This is a genomic window from Chloroflexota bacterium, from assembly GCA_014360805.1.
Lineage (GTDB): Bacteria > Chloroflexota > Anaerolineae > DTLA01 > DTLA01 > DTLA01.
On record JACIWU010000063.1, the window covers coordinates 1 to 17,508 of the forward strand.

Genomic DNA, 17,508 nt, shown 5'->3' on the forward strand with positions numbered 1-17,508 from the left:
CTCCCTCGCTCCGCGCTGCGGCTGAGCTCAATGCCGTTGGGCGGTTTGACCCCCGAAGGAGAACGCGAAGGATGAAACGCACGTTGCTTGTGCTCTTGCTGCTCAACCTGATCTTGTCCGCCTACGCGCCTGCCTCCGCGCCAACATCAATCCCTACGCCCCGCGCTCCCACGTGGAAGGTCGCCCCATCGCCCGGCGCAACGCGCAGCGTGTCGCCAGCCATGGCGGTCTGCCCGCCTGCCTAGGCAGCGAGCCGCACGTGAGGTCCTTCGGGGCCGGAGGAGATTTGGACGTGCCCCGCGCGGATGGTGCCCAGGATGCCCGTGCCAAACGATCCGATACTATCTTGGTCTATCACACTAGCCGCTTCTTCCGCAACATCAGACTAGCGCGCCAATACAAGCGCCTTCTCCGCGGCCACCTGGGAGTCGACTTTATCCCCATTACTCAACCCACGGGCGACAGCGGTACTCCCCAAGCCTATCTGTCTGAGGCAGGCAACGAACTGTTTGACGAATACTACTCACCCTCTCCTTCTGGACATCCACGGGCAAACGCGCACGCGCAGAAAACGGCCTCTACGTGAGAAACCTGCGTGTCGTTCACCGACGCGAGACGGAACCGAACGCCACCTCAAGTGCGCGTGTGGTTACGGCCTCGTATGTGTCTGCCACGTGAGACCAGACGTCTTTCGTCCCAAGGGACTCCGGCATCCCGAGGCGCTTCAACAATGCGGCATCCACCTCCGAGCGCGACACATCCAGGGCCAGGGCCTCCGCCGCCTCTCCCAACTCCCAGTACCGCTCCAAACACTCCTCCAACGCAGGGACATCCGCAGCCTCCGGCCCAGCCCGCCCATATTGGGGCGACTCCTCCCTCAACTCCAGGCCGTTGGCCCTACGCTCACGGAGCGCAGCGGCAATCTGCTCTTTGCTCCTGCCGCGCAACTCAAGCAGCAGAAACGGGTCCTCGTCAAACCGCTCCCCCAGGAGGTAGTACACCGCCGCAATGTGCTTGCACGGGTTGGCCCAGTCGGGGCACGAGCACTCGGTCTCCAGGTCGCCACTGCTGGATGGAAACAGCGGAACTCCCTCGGCGTCAAACACCTGCTCTATATCCGCAGGCATCTCGCCTGCCAGCAACTGCGCGGCGAAAACGGCCTGCTCCGACAAAGCGTCCAGCACCTTGTCCCACGCGGCTTCATCCAGCGGCTTCAGGCGGATGCTGACTTTGTACGGCTTGGGCCGCGAGCCCTGCACCCGTGCCAGAACCTGGCCGGGTTTTATGTCAATCTCCATCACCTGCCCGCGCCTGGCATACGCGCGCCCGCGGCTCAACCGTCCCTCATCCATCAGCGATGACAACGCTCGGATCCATCGCGTGGCCCACCAGTTCTTGACGAACTCACCCCGCGCGCTCTTGGCCTTGATGCCATTCTTCACCACCCTGGGGCCTGTGGATTCCCACCGCGGCCAGTAGCCATCGTAGGTATTCCTCCGCCTCGCCACCCTACTCCCCCCGCAACGTCATGATGTCGCGCAGTTCGTCTGTGCTGAGTTCCGTCAGCCAGCCCTCGCCCGCGCCAACGATGCTTTCAGCCAGGGCCTTCTTGCTCTCAATTAGGTCGTCAATCCGCTCCTCCAAAGTCCCGGCACAGATCAACTTGTGCACCTGCACGTCTCGCGTCTGGCCAATGCGGAATGCGCGGTCGGTGGCCTGATTCTCCACCGCCGGATTCCACCAACGGTCAAAGTGAAACACCCGGTTGGCCGCCGTGAGATTCAGGCCCGTGCCCCCAGCCTTGAGCGACAGGATGAAAATCGGCGGGCCGTTCCGCGCGTCTTGAAACCGCGCCACCATCCGGTCCCGCTGTTTCTGTGGCGTGCCGCCGTGCAAGAAAAGCACCTCCAGCCCGAACAACCCTTGCAGGTGCGCCCTCAGCATGTGTCCCATTTCGGCAAACTGCGTGAAGACCAGCACCCGGTCCCCCACGGACAGCGCTTCCTCCAGCATCTCGGCCAGCCGGTCCAACTTGCCCGAGCGTCCCTCCAGCGCCGAGCCATCCCCCAGGAACTGGGCCGGGTGGTTGCACACCTGCTTCAGCCGCATCAGCGCGCTCAGCACCACACCTCGCCGCTCCATCCCTTCCGCCGACTCAATCCGCTCCAGCGACTCCCGCACCACAGCCTCATACAAGGTGGACTGCTCGGCGCTCAGGTTGCAGTACACCTTCATCTCCATCTTCTCCGGCAGGTCCTGGATAATCGTGGGGTCTGTTTTGACGCGGCGCAGGATGAACGGCCCCACCAGTCTCTTCAGCCGCTCGGTTGCTTCTCTGTCCTGGTAACGCTCAATCGGCAGTGCATATGTCCGGCGAAAGCCCTCTTCAGGGCCCAAAAGACCCGGATTGAGGAACTGCATGATGGACCACAACTCTGACAGACGGTTCTCCACCGGCGTGCCGGTCATGGCAATGCGATTGGCTGCGTGCAAGCGACGAACGGCCTGGGTCTGCTTGGCGTGGGGATTCTTGATGTTCTGCGCCTCGTCCAAGATGATGTCGCTCCACTGCACCTGCGCCAAGGCCTCCACATCGCGGCGGGCCAGGCCGTAGGTGCTGATGACGACGTCGTGCTGCCGGGCAGCGGCCACAAACTCCGCCTCCTTTGCGCGCCCACCGCCGTGGTGCGTCATCACGCGCAGCCCCGGCGCAAACCGATGGATCTCTCGCCTCCAGTTGCCGACGACCGACGTGGGGCACAACACCAGCGCCGGCCCCACGCCATTCTCCGCGGACTCCCGCTCGCGCAGCAGCAGCGCAATCGCCTGGATGGTCTTGCCCAAGCCCATGTCGTCGGCCAGACACGCACCCAAACCCCACTTGCGCAGGAACGTCAGCCACGAGTAGCCACGCACCTGGTAGGGCCGCAACTCCCCCGAGAACCCGTCCGGCGGCGGCAATTCTTCCATCCTGTCGCCCGCCTTCAGTTGTGTGAGGAGGTCCCCCAACCAGCCCGTCGCCTCCACGCCCTGTAGCGGCAGGCCGTTGACCTCGGCCTCTGCCCCCAATACCAACCCCAGCGCGTCGCGCAGCGCCATCTCTTGCTTCTCGCGCTTCTTTTCCCAGAAGGAAATGGCCGCCTCTACCTGCTCCGGCTGCAGCAGCACCCACTGGCCGCGTACCTGCACCAACGGCATCTTCAGCGCCGCAAGCCGCTCAAACTCCTCGCGAGTCAGCGGCTTATCGCCAAGTGCCAGTTCCCAATCAAATTGCACCAGCGTGTCCATACCCAGAATGCCCCCACCTACGCCGTCGGAAGTGACCTTCAGTTTGGCCCGAACGCCCAGCCGCACCCCCCGCTTGCCCCACCAGGATGGGACCAGCACCCCGAAACCGCTGCCCTTCAAAAGCGGGCCCGCCTCGCGCAGGAACGCATAGGCCTCGTCAACCGTCAGGGTGCAAGCCTCCGGACGGGCCTCGCGCAAACTCCTCATCACCGGAGGGAACAGCCGCGCCGCCAAGCCAAGTCCGGCCAAGAGCCGCTCCTGCGCGCCTTCAAACTTGCGGTTGAGAATGCGCAGTGTGCCGCCCCGCGCCCGCCACACCTGCCCGGCGGGCACGAGCAGACTGGGGTCGTCATTGGCCTGGAGCATGTAGCGCAGGGTCCAGTCCGGCGAGACGACCTGTCCGCTGTCCGCGTCCGTCTCCGGCGGCTCCAAGCGGAAGCACAGCCGGAAGGCGACCTGTTCCCCGCCGCGCAACTGTCCCACCCATTGGCGCCAGGATTGATACAAACGCGCCAGGTCTCGCCGCTGGGACACCGGGACTACGATGCGCCCATCCTCGCTCCACAGCGCCGACCACCACGCGCCTGCAACGCCCGTGGGCAGTTTCAGACGACGGCCCGCGCGCGGGCATCCCCATTCGCGCACGGCGCTGTCCACCACCCGGCCAAGAAAGCCCTCCAGCAGCGCGTGCGGCTCTGAGGGAGGCTCGTTCGCCTCAAGACAGCTCAGCGCCCGGCACACCGGCGGCATCGCCTCGGCCAGCGCTCGCAGCCGCTCCCCATCCAGCGCGTCATCAGGTGCAAGCAGCCAAACCGCCCGATACTGCCCACGCTCCTCCTCCATCCCGGGCACATATCGCTGCTTCGCCAGCAACTCCAACCCCAACTTGGCCGCCAGGCTCCAGTAACGCAGGTCGGCACCGATGCGCAGCCCATCCACCGCCCCCGCCGGCAGCGCGACCAGCAACTCCAGCGCAGACAGCGCGTCCAGTTCCAGACCCGGCACCTTCCAGGGGGCAAGACGGAGTTCCGCATCCGAGGCATTCTCCCCACAGCCCGGCACAAGCCATGATGGTACCTGCGGCTCATCCGGCGCAGACGGCAGTAGGACTGTCCGCTCCGCAGCGGCGGGCGCGCTCCAATCGGCGAGGGGAGACACCATCTTCAGCGCGTCTCGCAGACTCTCCACCGACGCAGCGTACGGGTGCGGTGGAACTTTGGATTTCCGTCCGCGGCGCGTAATGCGGTCCGCGCACTCGCCCCAAACAAAAAGTCGGTCGGCAGACCAACTGCCATGAAGAATCAGGTTCATCCCGTGATCCTTACGAGTTTCTGCCATCTATGGCCGGTGCGCACAGAGGCCAACAGATTATACCGCCACTGCCCAAGACGGCCAAGGGGCGGGCCTCGTGGACACGCAAACATTTCGCGGAAATTGGCCAGACCGATGAGCGGTAGCATGAACCGCACGGAGCGTAGGGCGGGTTTCATATGTGCCCCCTGCCCCAGGTGGCTATGGGAAGCCGCCCTACGTGTTCTGGACTGAGCCACCAACCCATTCCGAGCACAGGGGTTGGTTCCCACACCTGCGCCCGACGTCTGTAACCCGGGGCGCGCAATTTCCCTCGAAAAAGACACTCTACCACCCCGATTTTGCTTGACAAAACTGCGAGTTCGTGGTATACTAATACGTGTTAGTAACGCGCATTACCCAACCAGTGGCTGGACAGGGAGGAGCCCTTGGCCCGCAGACAGGTTACCAGCCGAGAAGTCGCGGAACTGGCAGGTGTCTCGCGCACGACGGTCTCTTTCGTCCTCAACAACGTGCCCGGCATCAAAATCAGCGACGAAACCCGCCGGCGCGTATGGGAAGCCGCACGCCACCTGGATTACTATCCAGCGTCCGCTGCTCGATCCCTTGCCAGCGGCAGAGCGTATCGGATCGGCATCATCCTTGGCGAAGGCCAAGACCCCCTCTCTGCCGACGCCTTTTGGCCCGGCCTATTGCAAGGAGTAACCGCCGCCGCCCGAAAGAACGGATACCGTATCATCGTCCAGACCTCCGAGGACGTGGTGAGCCACGACGCATACCTGGGCCTTATCCGCGAGCAAGAGGTGGACGGCCTCATCTTGTCAGGCCCTCGGTCTGATGACCCCGTTCTCCCTCAATTGGCTGCGGAAGGCTTCCCCCTGGTCATACACGGCCACCTACCCGGCTTCCCGTTCCCCTGCGTTGACGTGGATAACCGTTCCGGCGCTCGCCAGGCCGTACGCCATCTCGTGGCTCTGGGCCACCGCAAGATCGGCTTCATTTCCAACGCGCCCCTCTCTCACATGAGCGCTCAGGAACGCTTCGCCGGCTATCGCCTGGCGCTGGAAGAGAGCGGCATTCCCCTTGACCCGGACTACGTGGGCGTAGGCAATTTCCTACCCGAGACCGGGCGCGCGGCCATGGAGAAGTTACTTGCGCTGCCTCATCCCCCTACAGCCGTATTTGCGGCAGGCGATGTCATCGCCCTCGGAGCGGTGCATGCCATCCGCGCCGCCGGGCTTGGCATTCCCGAGGATGTCGCCCTCGTCGGGTTTGACGACCTGTTCTTCGCCGGCTACATCACCCCGCCACTGACAACAATCCACGTACCAGCCTACGGTCTGGGGTGGACGGCAGCGGTGGTGCTCATCGCGCTTCTTGAGGGGGACACCGACGTGCCCTCCGTCATGCTGGACACAGAACTGGTAATTCGCGATTCCTGCGGAGCCAAAGGCATCCGCACCGTTTGAGGCTGCTACATGCACACGATGAAACCAACTTCGGCACACGAAATGAACACGGCCCCACGATGCAGCATGTTATCGCATGCGGCTGAGGAAAGGAGGTGATGAACCCCACAGCATTCCGTCGCCGTCCGCTAGACACAGCAAAACGGCAAATCGGTTCAACATCTGTAGTCAGTTGGAAACTGGACCCCGAACCCGCTTTCAGAGAGGAGAATGAGATGAAACGCAGGATTTTCGCTTTCGTGGCGCTGACCCTGGTTGTCAGCATGGCTCTCGCCGGCTGTGGCGCAAAGCCCGCACCCACGGCCCCGCCGCCCTACCAGGCCAAGCCAACGCCGACCCCTGAGCCGACGACTCCACCGGAACCGACGGCCCCGCCAGCACCGGCCATTGACTGCATGGGCGCCAAGGCGGGCGACACCCTGACCTTGCTCTACCAGTGGTCCGGCGCAGAAGAAGAGAAACTCAACGCCATCCTCAAACCCTTCGTGGATGCCTGCGGCGTCAAGATCGTCGCCCAGTCCACCCGCGACGCCGCCGTCCTGGACACCAAGGTCAAATCCACCCCGCCAGATGTCGTCTTCTGGCCCACCACCGCGCCCCTCACCCTCTACACCGACAAACTTGTTGACCTCTCTACCCTCGGCGCGGACCCGGCCAACTACGCCGACTTCTGGAAAACCATGGGCACCGTCAACGGCAAGTGGCTCGCCGTACCCGTCAAAGCCGATATCAAAACCATCATCTGGTACAGCCCGGCCAACTTCCAACTCTTCGGCTACCAAGTGCCCAAAACCTGGGCCGACCTGGAAGCCCTCGTAGAAAAAATGGTCGCCGACGGCAACGTCCCCTGGTCCATGGGCATGGAGTCCGGACCCGCCACCGGCTGGACAGGCTCCGACTTCATCCAAGACATCCTCCTCGTCCAGCAAGGCCCTCAGTACGTCCTGGACATCATCTCCGGCAAGATCCCCTACAACGACCCAGGCGTCAAGCAGGCCTATGAAACCTACGGCAAGTGGGCCAAAGACCCCAAGTACACCGTAGGCGGCGCCACTGGCACCGTCTCCACCTCCTTCCTGGACGCCATCTACAAGGTCTTCTCCGACCCGCCAGAGGCCATGATGGTCAAACAGTCCGGCTTCGCAGGCGGCGAAATCGCCAAGCAGTACCCCAACCTCAAGTACGGCACCGACTACGACTTCTTCGCCGTACCCGGCGCCAAGGGTATGCAAGGCGGCGCAGACTTCATGATGGCATTCGGCTCCTCCCCGGCCACCAAGGCCCTCGTCGCCTACCTCACCGGCAAGGAAGGAGCTGCCCAGTGGGCCAAGGTCGGCTTTGACCTCTCGCCCAACAAACTCGCCCTCGGCAACTACTCCGACCCAGCCCTCATCAAGAAAGCCGAGGCCCTCGCCGCTGCCGCCGGCTTCACCCCCGACATCGGCGATACCATCCCGGCACCCTTCGGCGAGGCCGAGTGGAAGGCCATCGTGGATTACGTCAACGGCGCCGACCTGGATACCGCCCTGGCCGCCGCCGCTAAGGCCCAAGCCGACGCGCTGAAGAAATAGCACTGCACATACCCAACCCTCAGGGCGCTCCGTGGGGAGCGCCCTGAGGGGACCAGCGCAGGCGCGCCGCAACGGTTGTCCGATGGAGGAGATCAACCATGACACCCAAGGTCATGAAACAAGGCAAGTGGGTTCCCTGGCTCTATCTGTCAGCGGCCCTTGTAATTATGGCACTCTTCATCGTTTATCCGACCATCAACACGATCGTCCTGAGCCTTCGGGACAAGACCGGCGCGAACCCAGCGTCGGCCGACTGCCTCCCGGGTCAACCCTGCTGGGGCCTGTTTGAGAACTACCGATACGCCTTGACCGATTCGGAGATGCTCCAGGCCCTGCGCAACAATGCCCTCTGGATACTCCTGACCGTGCCGGGAACCGTAGCAGCGGGTTTGCTGTTCGCCGTGCTCACCGACAGGGTGCGATACGAGCGGTTCGCCAAGACCATCGTCTTCTTGCCCATGGCCATATCCTTCGTCGGCGCAAGCGTTATCTGGAAGTTCGTCTACCATCTGGAATCCGGCAGCGGGCCACAAATCGGCGTGCTCAATGCCGTTCTTGTAAGCCTTGGGGCGAGCCCCGTTGCATGGCTCACCAACAAGAGTTGGATCGTCAACAACATCTCCCTGTGGGTCGTCTGGATTTGGCTTTGGGCCGGGTTCTGCATGACCATCCTATCGGCAGCGCTGAAAGCCGTGCCAGGCGAAATCATTGAGGCCGGGCGTGTAGACGGCGCAACGGAATGGCAAGTCTTCTGGCGCATCATGTTTCCCGTCATCCTGCCCACCATCACCGTCGTCGCCACGACCATGACCATCAACGTGCTCAAGGTTTTTGACATCGTGTTTGTGATGACCAACGGGTTGAATGGCACCGAGGTTATCGCAAACCGCATGTTCAAGTTCATCGTTACCAACCAGGGCCGATCCACCGCCATCGCCGTACTGCTAATCGCGCTTACAATACCCATCATGATCATCAACGTGCGGCGATTCCGGGAACAGGAGAGGATGCGATGACCGCCCAACGGCTCAAGAACCTACTGACCCGGATTCCCTTGCACCTCACCATCATCGCGCTGCTGATAGTCTGGCTCATCCCCACCGTGGGCACGTTCATCACGTCCTTCCGTTCGCGCCAGGCCGTGCAGGAATCGGGCTGGTGGACCGTCTTCACCGGCCCACCGATCCCCGGAGCGTCAGAATACCGCGTCGCGTGCGCCTCGTGTCACGGAGCGGACGGCAAGGGCATTGCCACAGCCAACCTGAGCGACCCCGCCTTCGTGGAACCGTATCTAAAGACCAATCGCCTGCTTCCCATGCTGCGCCAGAGCATCGGCGGACAGGCCCACGTTACCCATCCGGAATGGCAAGCCCTCATCCAGGACACATCGCGCACAAAGGAAGCACTGGACAGGCTCTCGGTCATTTCCGCCTACCTCGGGACCCTGTCGGGAACGGGGAAGGCCGCCCAGTACAAACTCACGGCGAACAACTGGATTGACGCGCTGGTCGGATACAAGGGTACGGCCACCTACACCGAGGACTGCGCAACAGGCGTGAGCGCCAGCGGGAAGTTCAAGTGCAACGCCAGCGACCTGCTCAACCCCGAAGGAATGGCGCGGGCATTCCTGAACAGCATCGGCGTTACCATTCCTTCCACCATTCTGCCCATCCTTTTCGCAGCCTTCGCTGCCTATGCCTTTTCCTGGATGGACTTTCGCGGCCGCTCGTGGATGTTCGCCCTTCTCGTCGGCCTCCAAATCGTGCCCTTGCAGATGACCCTGGTGCCCATCGCTCGTCTGTACAGCAAACTGGGCCTGCAGAGCACTTTCCTCGGCATCTGGCTGTTCCACACGGGGTTCGGCTTGCCGTATGCCATCTACCTGCTGCGGAACTTCCTAGGCGGCCTGCCGCGCGACCTGTTTGAGTCCGCCTATCTGGACGGCGCGAACCACTGGACGGCCTTTCGGCGCCTGGCCCTACCGCTCACGGTGCCGGCCATCGCGTCGCTGGCCATCTTCCAGTTCCTGTGGGTTTGGAATGACCTGCTGGTCGCCATCATTCTGCTGCCCAGCAACCCCGTGCTCACCTATCAGATCACCAACTTGATTGACCCGCGAGGGGGCAACTGGCATCTCTTGACCGCAGCGGCCTTCCTATCCATGATCGTGCCCATGATCGTCTTCCTGGCATTCCAACGCTACTTCATCCGCGGCTTGCTCGCGGGCGCAGTAAAGGGGTAATCCTGCCCCGGCCGATCCTGTCCAACACACGCCTGGCACCAGCCACAGAAAGGCCACTATGAGATACGACTGGTACAAGGATGCAATCTTCTATGAGGTCTTCGTCCGCGCCTTCGCCGACGGTAATGGCGACGGAATCGGCGACCTCCGGGGCCTGATGGCCAAACTGGACTACATCCAGGACCTGGGCGTGGATTGCATTTGGCTCCTGCCCATTTATCCATCCCCCCTGCGAGACCAGGGATACGATGTAACCGACTACCACGCCATCCACCCCGACTACGGCACGCTGGACGATTTCCGCGCACTCCTGGACGAAGCGCACCGACGCGGCCTTCGCGTCATCACCGACCTCATACCCAATCACACGTCCGACCAGCACCCCTGGTTCCAGGCTTCCCGCAACCCCAGACACCCCGAGCACGCGCGCTACCGAGACTGGTATGTCTGGAGCACCACCGACCAGCGTTACCGCGATGCTCGCATCATCTTCCTGGACTCCGAAAAATCCAACTGGACATGGGATTCGCTCCGCGGCGCCTACTATTGGCACCGGTTCTTCCACCACCAACCAGACCTGAACTACAACAACCCATCGGTCCAACAGGAGATGCTGAACGTGGTACGGTTCTGGCTGGACATGGGCGTGGATGGCTTTCGCGTAGACGCGGTGCCATATTTGTTTGAACGTGAGGGGACCAACTGCGAGAACCTGCCCGAAACCCATGCCTACCTGAAACGCTTGCGTGCCTTTGTGGACGCGCACGCACCGGGCGCCTTGCTGCTCTCGGAAGCGAACCAGTGGCCCGAGGATGCGCGCGCCTACATGGGAGACGGCGACGAATTCCACATGAATTTCCACTTCCCGCTGATGCCCCGCATCTTCATCGCCCTGGCCCGCGAAGATCGGGAGCCCATAGAATCCATCCTTGCCCGCACTCCGCCCATCCCCAAACTGTGTCAGTGGGCCACGTTCCTGCGCTGCCACGATGAACTGACATTGGAGATGGTTACGGAAGAGGAGCGGCAATTCCTGTGGGATTTCTACGCACCTGAACCTCGCATGCGGCTGAATCTGGGGATTCGCCGCAGGCTGGCGCCTTTGCTGGGCAACGACCGACGTCGGATTGAACTGGCCTACTCGTTGCTGTTCACGCTCCCCGGGTCGCCGGTGCTCTACTACGGCGACGAAATCGGCATGGGAGACAACATCTGGCTGGAAGATCGCACCGGCCTGCGTACCCCGATGCAGTGGTCAGCCGCGGCGAACGCGGGGTTCTCCACAGCCGCCCCGACGCGGCTCTACTGCCCCGTCATTGACGACGACATCTACGGGTATCGTACCGTCAACGTTGAGGCCCAGATGGCCCGTGCCGATTCCTTGCTCAATCGGCTGCGGGAAATGATTCGCGTTCGCAAGGCCCACCCCGTGTTTGGGCGTGGCGACCTCCGCTTCCTACAGACGGGCAATCCCGCGGTCCTGGCATACCTGCGACGGCTCCCCGAAAGGGAGGAAGCCCTCGTCCTCCACAATCTATCGGCCCGGCCACAGAGCGCCAGCCTCAACCTGAGCGACCATGCGGGCGCGGTGCTTGTAGACATGTTCACCGGCGAACAACGGCACGCCATCGCTGCCGAACCCTGGCGTCTGGAGATGCAGCGCCATGAGTATTGCTGGCTAACAGTCGGCCAGGGCGCCCGGTAGTCCGCCCGACCGTTTCCTCACCTTCCTTACGCGTGGTTCTTGGCAAGAAAGACCAGCGACAGGACGCGAAGCGAAGCAATCTCCCGCCCGCACAGGAATGGCTGCGCTTCGCGCGCAATGATACAGAAGAACATCCGCTTTACGGCGACATCCACAGCGGGCGAAGCCAGGCGTCAACCTGAGGATTCCGGGCGTCGCAGACCCACGACCCGAAGGCGGGACGCTGGGGATGCTGGCCGCTAGCGAACGGGATGAGAAGCCCACAGCACATGACACAGGCGGCTAGCCGTGAGCAATTGGGGGCTCGGCGGCCCGGATTGACATGCGCGCAAGGCAACTGCAACGCACGATGACAGGGCGGCGCTAACTATGGCTTCTGACCTTTCCACGTGCGGCATGCCATTGGAGCAACAAGTTCCCGCTCATGTCCACTGTCAAACGCCAGCCGGGGTTGACCACGGTAGTAGACCCATCTTCCCTCACGACGGCCGGACCTTCTATCTCATCGCCAGGTTGAAGATCTGCCCGACTGACCTCGTCGCACTCCAACAGTTGACCCCCAAACCACAGTGAACCCCTTCTACGAGGCGCTGCACCGGCAGGTTCACGGGCTGGCGCGAGCGGTTGAGGCTCCGGTTTTGCCATCTGCCTCACCGCCCGTACCCGCAGGTTGACCACCTGAATCGTCTCACCCGGACTGCTGTGCCCATAGGTTGCCGAATGCACCTCGTGGAATCGCTGGATGATGCTCGCCACATCTGCCTGAGACAGAGGATGGCGAGGCAATCCAACATTGAGTTCGTAGTTTTGACGCTGGTAGCGTAGGTCCGCCGACAGCATCACCGTGCGGTCAGACGGCTCAGCATCTACGCGGGCGAACCAAGTTTCGGCCGCAGCCATGAGATCATTGCACGTTTCATTTATCACACCCAGGGCCTCCGTGACGAGGGGGCGCATAATTGTCGCCACGAAGTCGGCGCTCATGTCGGCATACAGCAAACCCAGTGCCGAGAACAGCCCGGGCAGCACCGGCACGATCACCATCTGGATACCCATCTCTTCGGCAAGGTCTGTCGCGTGCAGTGGCCCTGCCCCACCGTAGGCAATCAGGGTGAAATCGCGCGGGTCGTGGCCACGCGCTACCGACACCACTCGCAGAATCCGGATCATCGTTGCATTGGCGATGGAGAGGATACCCTGGGCTGCCTGCTCTACCGAGAGTCCCAGGGGTTCCGCGACACGCTGGCGTATCGCCCGCTCGGCCAGTTCTAGTTGCAGGGGCATCTCTCCACCGAGGAATAGGTTAGGGTCTAGCCGTCCGAGGATCAGGTGCGCATCGGTAACCGTAGGATTATCGCCCCCCTTGCCGTAACATGCCGGGCCCGGATCTGCGCCTGCGCTCTTTGGCCCCACCTTCAGGTGTCCGCCAGCATCAATCCAGGCAATGCTACCTGCCCCTGCGCCACACTCTGCTACGTCAATCATGGGGAAGCGCACCGGATAGCCGCTCCCGCGGACGCGCCCTCCATGGTGCACCTCCCCACCCACTTCATACTCCGTCGCAAATCGTGGCTGACCATCAAGAAGCAAACCTGCTTTGGCAGTTGTTCCCCCCATATCAAAGCCGATGGCACGTCGCAGGCCCAGAATCCTCGCCACTTGGGATGCGGCAATCATCCCCGCCGCGGGACCTGACTCCACGAGCGTATGGGGGCGTACCACGGCCTCTTCTGGCGGGAGCGATCCCCCGCTGGAATGCATGATCACAAGCCCGTCGCGCTCCCAGCCCTTGCTTCGCAGTTGCCGCTGGATGTCATCTAGGTAGGAGGTAACCTTGGGAGCTACCGCAGCCGCAATAACGGTCGTGCTTGCCCGCTCATATTCGCGAAATTCAGGCAACACCTTGCTGGACAGGAAGATAGGCCGGTCGGGCGCGATGCGACGGGCCAGCGATTCCAGCCTCGCCTCGTGCTCCGGGTTGCGGAATGAAAACAGCAGCACCACGGCGAGACTGTCAATCCCGCTTTCCACCAGCGCCCGAATTTGAGAGACGGCCTGCTCCTCGTCAAGGGGAATCACAATATTACCGCTGGCATCCACCCGTTCGCGTACCTCCCTCACGAAGTTGCGGGGTACCAGCGGAGGAGGCCGGCCCTGAACGAGGTCGTACAAGTATGGGCGCTGCTGGCGGCCGATCTCCAACAGATCACGGAAACCCTCGGTAACAAGTAAACCTACCTTGGCCACCTTCCCTTCCAGTAGCGCGTTCGTTACCACCGTCGTCCCGTGAGCAATCTGCTCTACCTGGTCAATACCGACGCCTGCGCTGTCCAGCGCCCGCTGAAGCCCCCGTAGGAACGGATCCGCCGGGCGCCAAGGGTCCGATGGCACTTTGGCAGACCAAAGCGTGCGACTTTTCTCATCGTAGACCAACACATCGGTGAAGGTGCCACCCACGTCAACGGCCGCCCGCATTGCTCAAGCCCCCTTGCCACGCATCTCACTACGAAGTCGCTCGGTGTCGGCAATGTTGACATCGCCGTGCGCGCCAAGGACGACGCCGTAGTGCTCGCGGGCACTTACAGCGCTAATTTTGCCTATGGCGTAGTCGCGGGCTACGCGCTCTGGCTCGCGTTCCACCGGCGGGCCGAATCCCCCGCCACCTGCGGTCTGAGCGCTGACTACATCGCCCTGCTTCACCAACACGTTGGAGGTTTTGGACGGAATGGGCCGTTCAGTCGGCGTGTCTGGGTTTAGAATAAAGCGGCCACAGCCCCCTGGCATACCGCCTGCAATGCCCCAAGGTCGCAGCCTATGTCGGTCCGAGTGCGCGGAGAAGAGCACTGGCCTCAGCGCCTGGATGTCCTTACGGATTGCCAGACCGCCGCGACGCCTCCCAGGACCACCGGAGTCGGGCACCAAACCATAGCGAAGCACGCGGAGCGGATACTCCATCTCCATCGCCTCTATAGGCAGATTGGACGTGTTGGTAATGTGAACCTGTACGCCGTCCCAGCCGTCGTGATGTAGTCCCGCACCCATGCCACCACCTAGCGCTTCTACATACACGAATTCCTGCCCCGTCAATGCCTCCGTCCCGCCGAAAATAATGGCCGTCGTAGCCCCGTTGGACGCAGCGACGATCCGCTCTGGAACCGCCTGGCTCAGTGCGCCCATGATCGCATCCACCACGCGCTGGCAAGTGTCTGTTCGCCCTCCGACCGCTGCAGGCTCCGAGGCATTCACAAGCGTGCGCTCGGGCGCATGGATGCGGATGGCCCGTTGAAACCCTGCGTTAGGAGGCACGTCTGGCGCGACGACGGCCTTGACAGCGTAGTATACCGTCGCCACCAGCGCCGCCCACACCATGTTGATCCCCCCTCGCACCTGAGGGGCCGTCCCGCTGAAGTCAAAGTGGATAGACGGATTGGCCCCGTGGAACACAGAAACAGCCACCTGTACGGGAAGCGGCTCTGGGGTGATACCATCGTCATCCATAAAGTCTGTGAAGCGATAGGTCCCTTCGGGAATGTTCCTCAGTGCGCTGCGCAGCCGCCGCTCACTATAGTCCCACAGCTCTTTGATGCAACTCATCACCGTATCTCTACCATGTTTCTGGAACAACTCCAGCAGTCGTCGTTCGGCCAAATGCAGCGCCGCAATCTGCGCACGCAGGTCGCCGGCACGTTCCTCTCGGCTCCTCATGTTAAGGAGCAACAGGTCCAGAATCTCGGCCCGCATCTCGCCACCAGCAACTATGCGCGTCGGCGGAATCCGCAGCCCCTCCTGCAGCACCTCGGTAGAATCGCCCGCCGTTCCGACGCCGGGCGTCCGGCCGCCGACGTCGGACCAGTGAGCGATATTACTGGCGTAGGCCACAAGCCTACCTTCGTAGAAGACGGGCTGTACTACGGTAACATCGGGGAGATGGGAACCGCCTCCCCGGTAGGGGTCATTGGCGATTATGACATCCCCCGGCTGCAGATTCCACTCCCTTGCTCGCCCCGCGATCTCGGACACCAGTCCCTGCATGGAACCGAGATGAATGGGAATATTCTCGGCAAGGGCCACCAGGCCCCCATCGGGGCCGAAGAGGGCACTGGAACAGTCGCGCCTCTCCTTTATGTTCGTGGAATAGGCCGAGCGAATCAATGCAACGCTAGACTCTTCGGCTACAGACTGAAGGGCATTCCCGACGACCTCAGCGATGATTAGGTCAACTTGCTGCATAACCCACCTGCTTCCGAAGGGCCAGGCCACCGAGGAAGTTCATCACAATCTCACGTCCCATGATCACGGTCGTATTCGCCACGTCCAAAGGCGGCGAAATCTCCACAAGGTCAAAGGCACGCGTGAGAGGATGTCTTCCCAACACGGCGACTGCTTCCAGAATCTGCAGCGCGGTGAGTCCGCCCGGGGTCGGATTGTTTGTGCCTGGGGCCCAGGCCATATCCAACACATCAATATCCACCGATACGTACAGGGCATCCACGCCGTCTGTCGCTCGGGCAATCACTTGCTCAAGCACATCGTGTATGCCCCTTCGGTGCACATCATGCGACGTGAACAGAAGGCAGCCCTGTTCATCCAGGTATCGTCGGTAGACGCGCTGGGTATGGAATCCGTGGGGGCCTATCTCAACGAAGTTGCGTGGGCTGAATTTGCCTCCGGATCGCTCCATTGCCATGCGGAATGGTGTACCGCTAGAGATTTCGCCACCAGAGGAGACGCGAACGTCAAAATGCGAGTCAAAGTTGATTACCCCTATGCGTCCGGGTGTCGTCTCCATCAAAGCCCGCAGACACGGGTAGGTGATCAGGTGGTCGCCCCCTATGATGATCGGTACGGCCTTATTCTGGAGGAGGCGCGCTATGGCCATCTGCCCCTGCTCAAGAGTGCGTTGCACATTGGTATACACAACGGCGATGTCGCCCGCATCCACGACCGTCAGGGAATCGCTGAGTTCCACGTCTAGGTGCGGGTCGTAGGTGCGCGATGCGGTGAACGCCAGCCGAATTTCCCTGGGGGCATGCCTGCTGCCCGCGCGTCCCCCCACGGTGCCTCCGTCAAAGGGGAACCCGACCAGCGCCGCGTCGGCCTGTTCCAGATCGGCAATGCCTCTCAAAATCTGGAGAAAACGCACCTCATGTTCGTCGTTCATGGATACCGAGACGGTTACGCTAGGCGGGTTCAGATACGGTATCGGTGTCTTCATCTGGCTTAACCTCAATGACTGCTCAAAGCGCTTCGGGACATCTCACGAAGTCGCTCTGATCAGAACGAAAAGCCTCCGCCGGCAGGCACAAGGCCCGCGCGCTCATGACGATACAGGGGGACTCACAATCGCGTGCCGTGGGCTTTGTACGGTTTTGCAAACCTATCGCTCATGGCAGTGGCGCCTATGTACAATGCTTGGACTTCTTCATTGTCCAGGAGATTCTGGCCCGTGTCGGTCAGCTTGGTCTCGCCCAATACAAGCACATATCCCCTGCTGGCGATGCGCAATGCCCGCTTTGCCTGTTGCTCCACGAGCAGCATGGTGGTGCCTGCGTTGTTCAATTCCCGAATCTTGTCAAACACAAGGGCGGCGTACTTTGGGGCCAGCCCCAGTGATGGCTCATCCAACATCAACAAGAGTGGATTCAGCATAAGGGCGCGGGCGATGGCCAGCATCTGCTGTTCGCCGCCACTGAGTTTGTAGGCCAGATCATGGAAACGCTCTTTCAGGATTGGAAACAGTTCGATAATGTCCGTATACTCCTGTAAAAAGAAAGCGGCGTGAGGTACAATGGTGGTGCTCAACACACCAAGCCCTGACGGGCAGAAAGGACCTCACGCCATGAGAAGAATAGCACCAAGTGACCAGATCAAGCAAATGATTGCCAACCTTTTGCAGCGGGGACTGGAGGGTCAAGAGGCACC

The 17,508-nt window shown here is 61.9% G+C and carries 12 protein-coding genes; 6 read left to right on the top strand and 6 right to left on the bottom strand.

The window, feature by feature from the left end; genetic code table 11:
* The first annotated feature begins 71 nt into the window (after nucleotides 1–71).
* Nucleotides 72–245 carry a hypothetical protein gene (locus tag H5T65_10655; GenBank protein ID MBC7259696.1) on the top strand — a complete coding sequence of 58 codons (174 nt, stop codon included), beginning with the start codon at nucleotides 72–74 and terminating at the stop codon, nucleotides 243–245.
* 357 nt (nucleotides 246–602) lie between these two features.
* Here H5T65_10655 and H5T65_10660 read toward each other — a convergent pair whose 3' ends face one another.
* Entirely contained in the window at nucleotides 603–1,352 is a 750-nt protein-coding gene (locus tag H5T65_10660) for an SWIM zinc finger family protein (protein ID MBC7259697.1), read from the bottom strand.
* 157 nt (nucleotides 1,353–1,509) lie between these two features.
* Nucleotides 1,510–4,599, bottom strand: coding sequence for an ATP-dependent helicase (locus H5T65_10665; protein ID MBC7259698.1), 3,090 nt, complete (start codon nucleotides 4,597–4,599; stop codon nucleotides 1,510–1,512).
* Nucleotides 4,600–5,027: 428 nt separating this feature from the next.
* Here H5T65_10665 and H5T65_10670 point away from each other — a divergent pair, with 428 nt between their 5' ends.
* From H5T65_10670 to treS, 5 genes are all read left to right on the top strand, one after another.
* Nucleotides 5,028–6,068 carry a LacI family DNA-binding transcriptional regulator gene (locus H5T65_10670; GenBank protein MBC7259699.1) on the top strand — a complete coding sequence of 347 codons (1,041 nt, stop codon included), beginning with the start codon at nucleotides 5,028–5,030 and terminating at the stop codon, nucleotides 6,066–6,068.
* 215 nt (nucleotides 6,069–6,283) lie between these two features.
* Nucleotides 6,284–7,639, top strand: coding sequence for a hypothetical protein (locus H5T65_10675; protein ID MBC7259700.1), 1,356 nt, complete (start codon nucleotides 6,284–6,286; stop codon nucleotides 7,637–7,639).
* A 113-nt stretch (nucleotides 7,640–7,752) separates the two neighbouring features.
* Nucleotides 7,753–8,655, top strand: a complete 903-nt coding sequence (locus H5T65_10680; GenBank protein ID MBC7259701.1) for a sugar ABC transporter permease — start codon at nucleotides 7,753–7,755, stop codon at nucleotides 8,653–8,655.
* 299 nt (nucleotides 8,656–8,954) lie between these two features.
* Nucleotides 8,955–9,881: a carbohydrate ABC transporter permease gene (locus H5T65_10685; GenBank protein ID MBC7259702.1), complete on the top strand. Its 927-nt coding sequence runs from the start codon at nucleotides 8,955–8,957 to the stop codon at nucleotides 9,879–9,881.
* Between the two features lie 58 nt (nucleotides 9,882–9,939).
* Entirely contained in the window at nucleotides 9,940–11,586 is a 1,647-nt protein-coding gene (gene treS / locus H5T65_10690) for a maltose alpha-D-glucosyltransferase (GenBank protein MBC7259703.1), read from the top strand.
* A 363-nt stretch (nucleotides 11,587–11,949) separates the two neighbouring features.
* Here the strand turns inward: treS and H5T65_10695 are convergent, their stop codons facing one another.
* The 4 genes from H5T65_10695 to H5T65_10710 form a co-directional block, all read right to left on the bottom strand.
* The gene (locus H5T65_10695; GenBank protein MBC7259704.1) at nucleotides 11,950–14,061 is read right to left on the bottom strand and encodes a hydantoinase/oxoprolinase family protein; all 2,112 of its coding nucleotides are present in this window, start codon (nucleotides 14,059–14,061) and stop codon (nucleotides 11,950–11,952) included.
* A gap of 3 nt (nucleotides 14,062–14,064) precedes the next feature.
* Nucleotides 14,065–15,816 carry a hydantoinase B/oxoprolinase family protein gene (locus H5T65_10700; protein ID MBC7259705.1) on the bottom strand — a complete coding sequence of 584 codons (1,752 nt, stop codon included), beginning with the start codon at nucleotides 15,814–15,816 and terminating at the stop codon, nucleotides 14,065–14,067.
* Nucleotides 15,803–16,801 (bottom strand): agmatinase family protein, encoded by a 999-nt coding sequence (locus H5T65_10705; GenBank protein MBC7259706.1) that lies wholly within the window; start codon nucleotides 16,799–16,801, stop codon nucleotides 15,803–15,805. Before H5T65_10705 ends, H5T65_10700 begins: the two co-directional genes overlap by 14 nt.
* 122 nt (nucleotides 16,802–16,923) lie before the next feature.
* Entirely contained in the window at nucleotides 16,924–17,391 is a 468-nt protein-coding gene (locus tag H5T65_10710; GenBank protein ID MBC7259707.1) for an ATP-binding cassette domain-containing protein, read from the bottom strand.
* Nucleotides 17,392–17,508 lie beyond the last annotated feature (117 nt).

Excerpts from the sequence above, each read along its gene's own strand:
- treS (MBC7259703.1), top strand. The coding sequence starts at position 9,940 with ATGAGATACGACTGGTACAAGGATGCAATCTTCTATGAGGTCTTCGTC.
- H5T65_10705 (MBC7259706.1), bottom strand. The coding sequence starts at position 16,801 with ATGAAGACACCGATACCGTATCTGAACCCGCCTAGCGTAACCGTCTCG.
- H5T65_10665 (MBC7259698.1), bottom strand. The coding sequence starts at position 4,599 with ATGAACCTGATTCTTCATGGCAGTTGGTCTGCCGACCGACTTTTTGTT.
- H5T65_10695 (MBC7259704.1), bottom strand. The coding sequence starts at position 14,061 with ATGCGGGCGGCCGTTGACGTGGGTGGCACCTTCACCGATGTGTTGGTC.
- H5T65_10655 (MBC7259696.1), top strand. The coding sequence starts at position 72 with ATGAAACGCACGTTGCTTGTGCTCTTGCTGCTCAACCTGATCTTGTCC.
- H5T65_10685 (MBC7259702.1), top strand. The coding sequence starts at position 8,955 with ATGCTGCGCCAGAGCATCGGCGGACAGGCCCACGTTACCCATCCGGAA.
- H5T65_10680 (MBC7259701.1), top strand. The coding sequence starts at position 7,753 with ATGAAACAAGGCAAGTGGGTTCCCTGGCTCTATCTGTCAGCGGCCCTT.
- H5T65_10660 (MBC7259697.1), bottom strand. The coding sequence starts at position 1,352 with ATGGATGAGGGACGGTTGAGCCGCGGGCGCGCGTATGCCAGGCGCGGG.
- H5T65_10700 (MBC7259705.1), bottom strand. The coding sequence starts at position 15,816 with ATGCAGCAAGTTGACCTAATCATCGCTGAGGTCGTCGGGAATGCCCTT.
- H5T65_10675 (MBC7259700.1), top strand. The coding sequence starts at position 6,284 with ATGAAACGCAGGATTTTCGCTTTCGTGGCGCTGACCCTGGTTGTCAGC.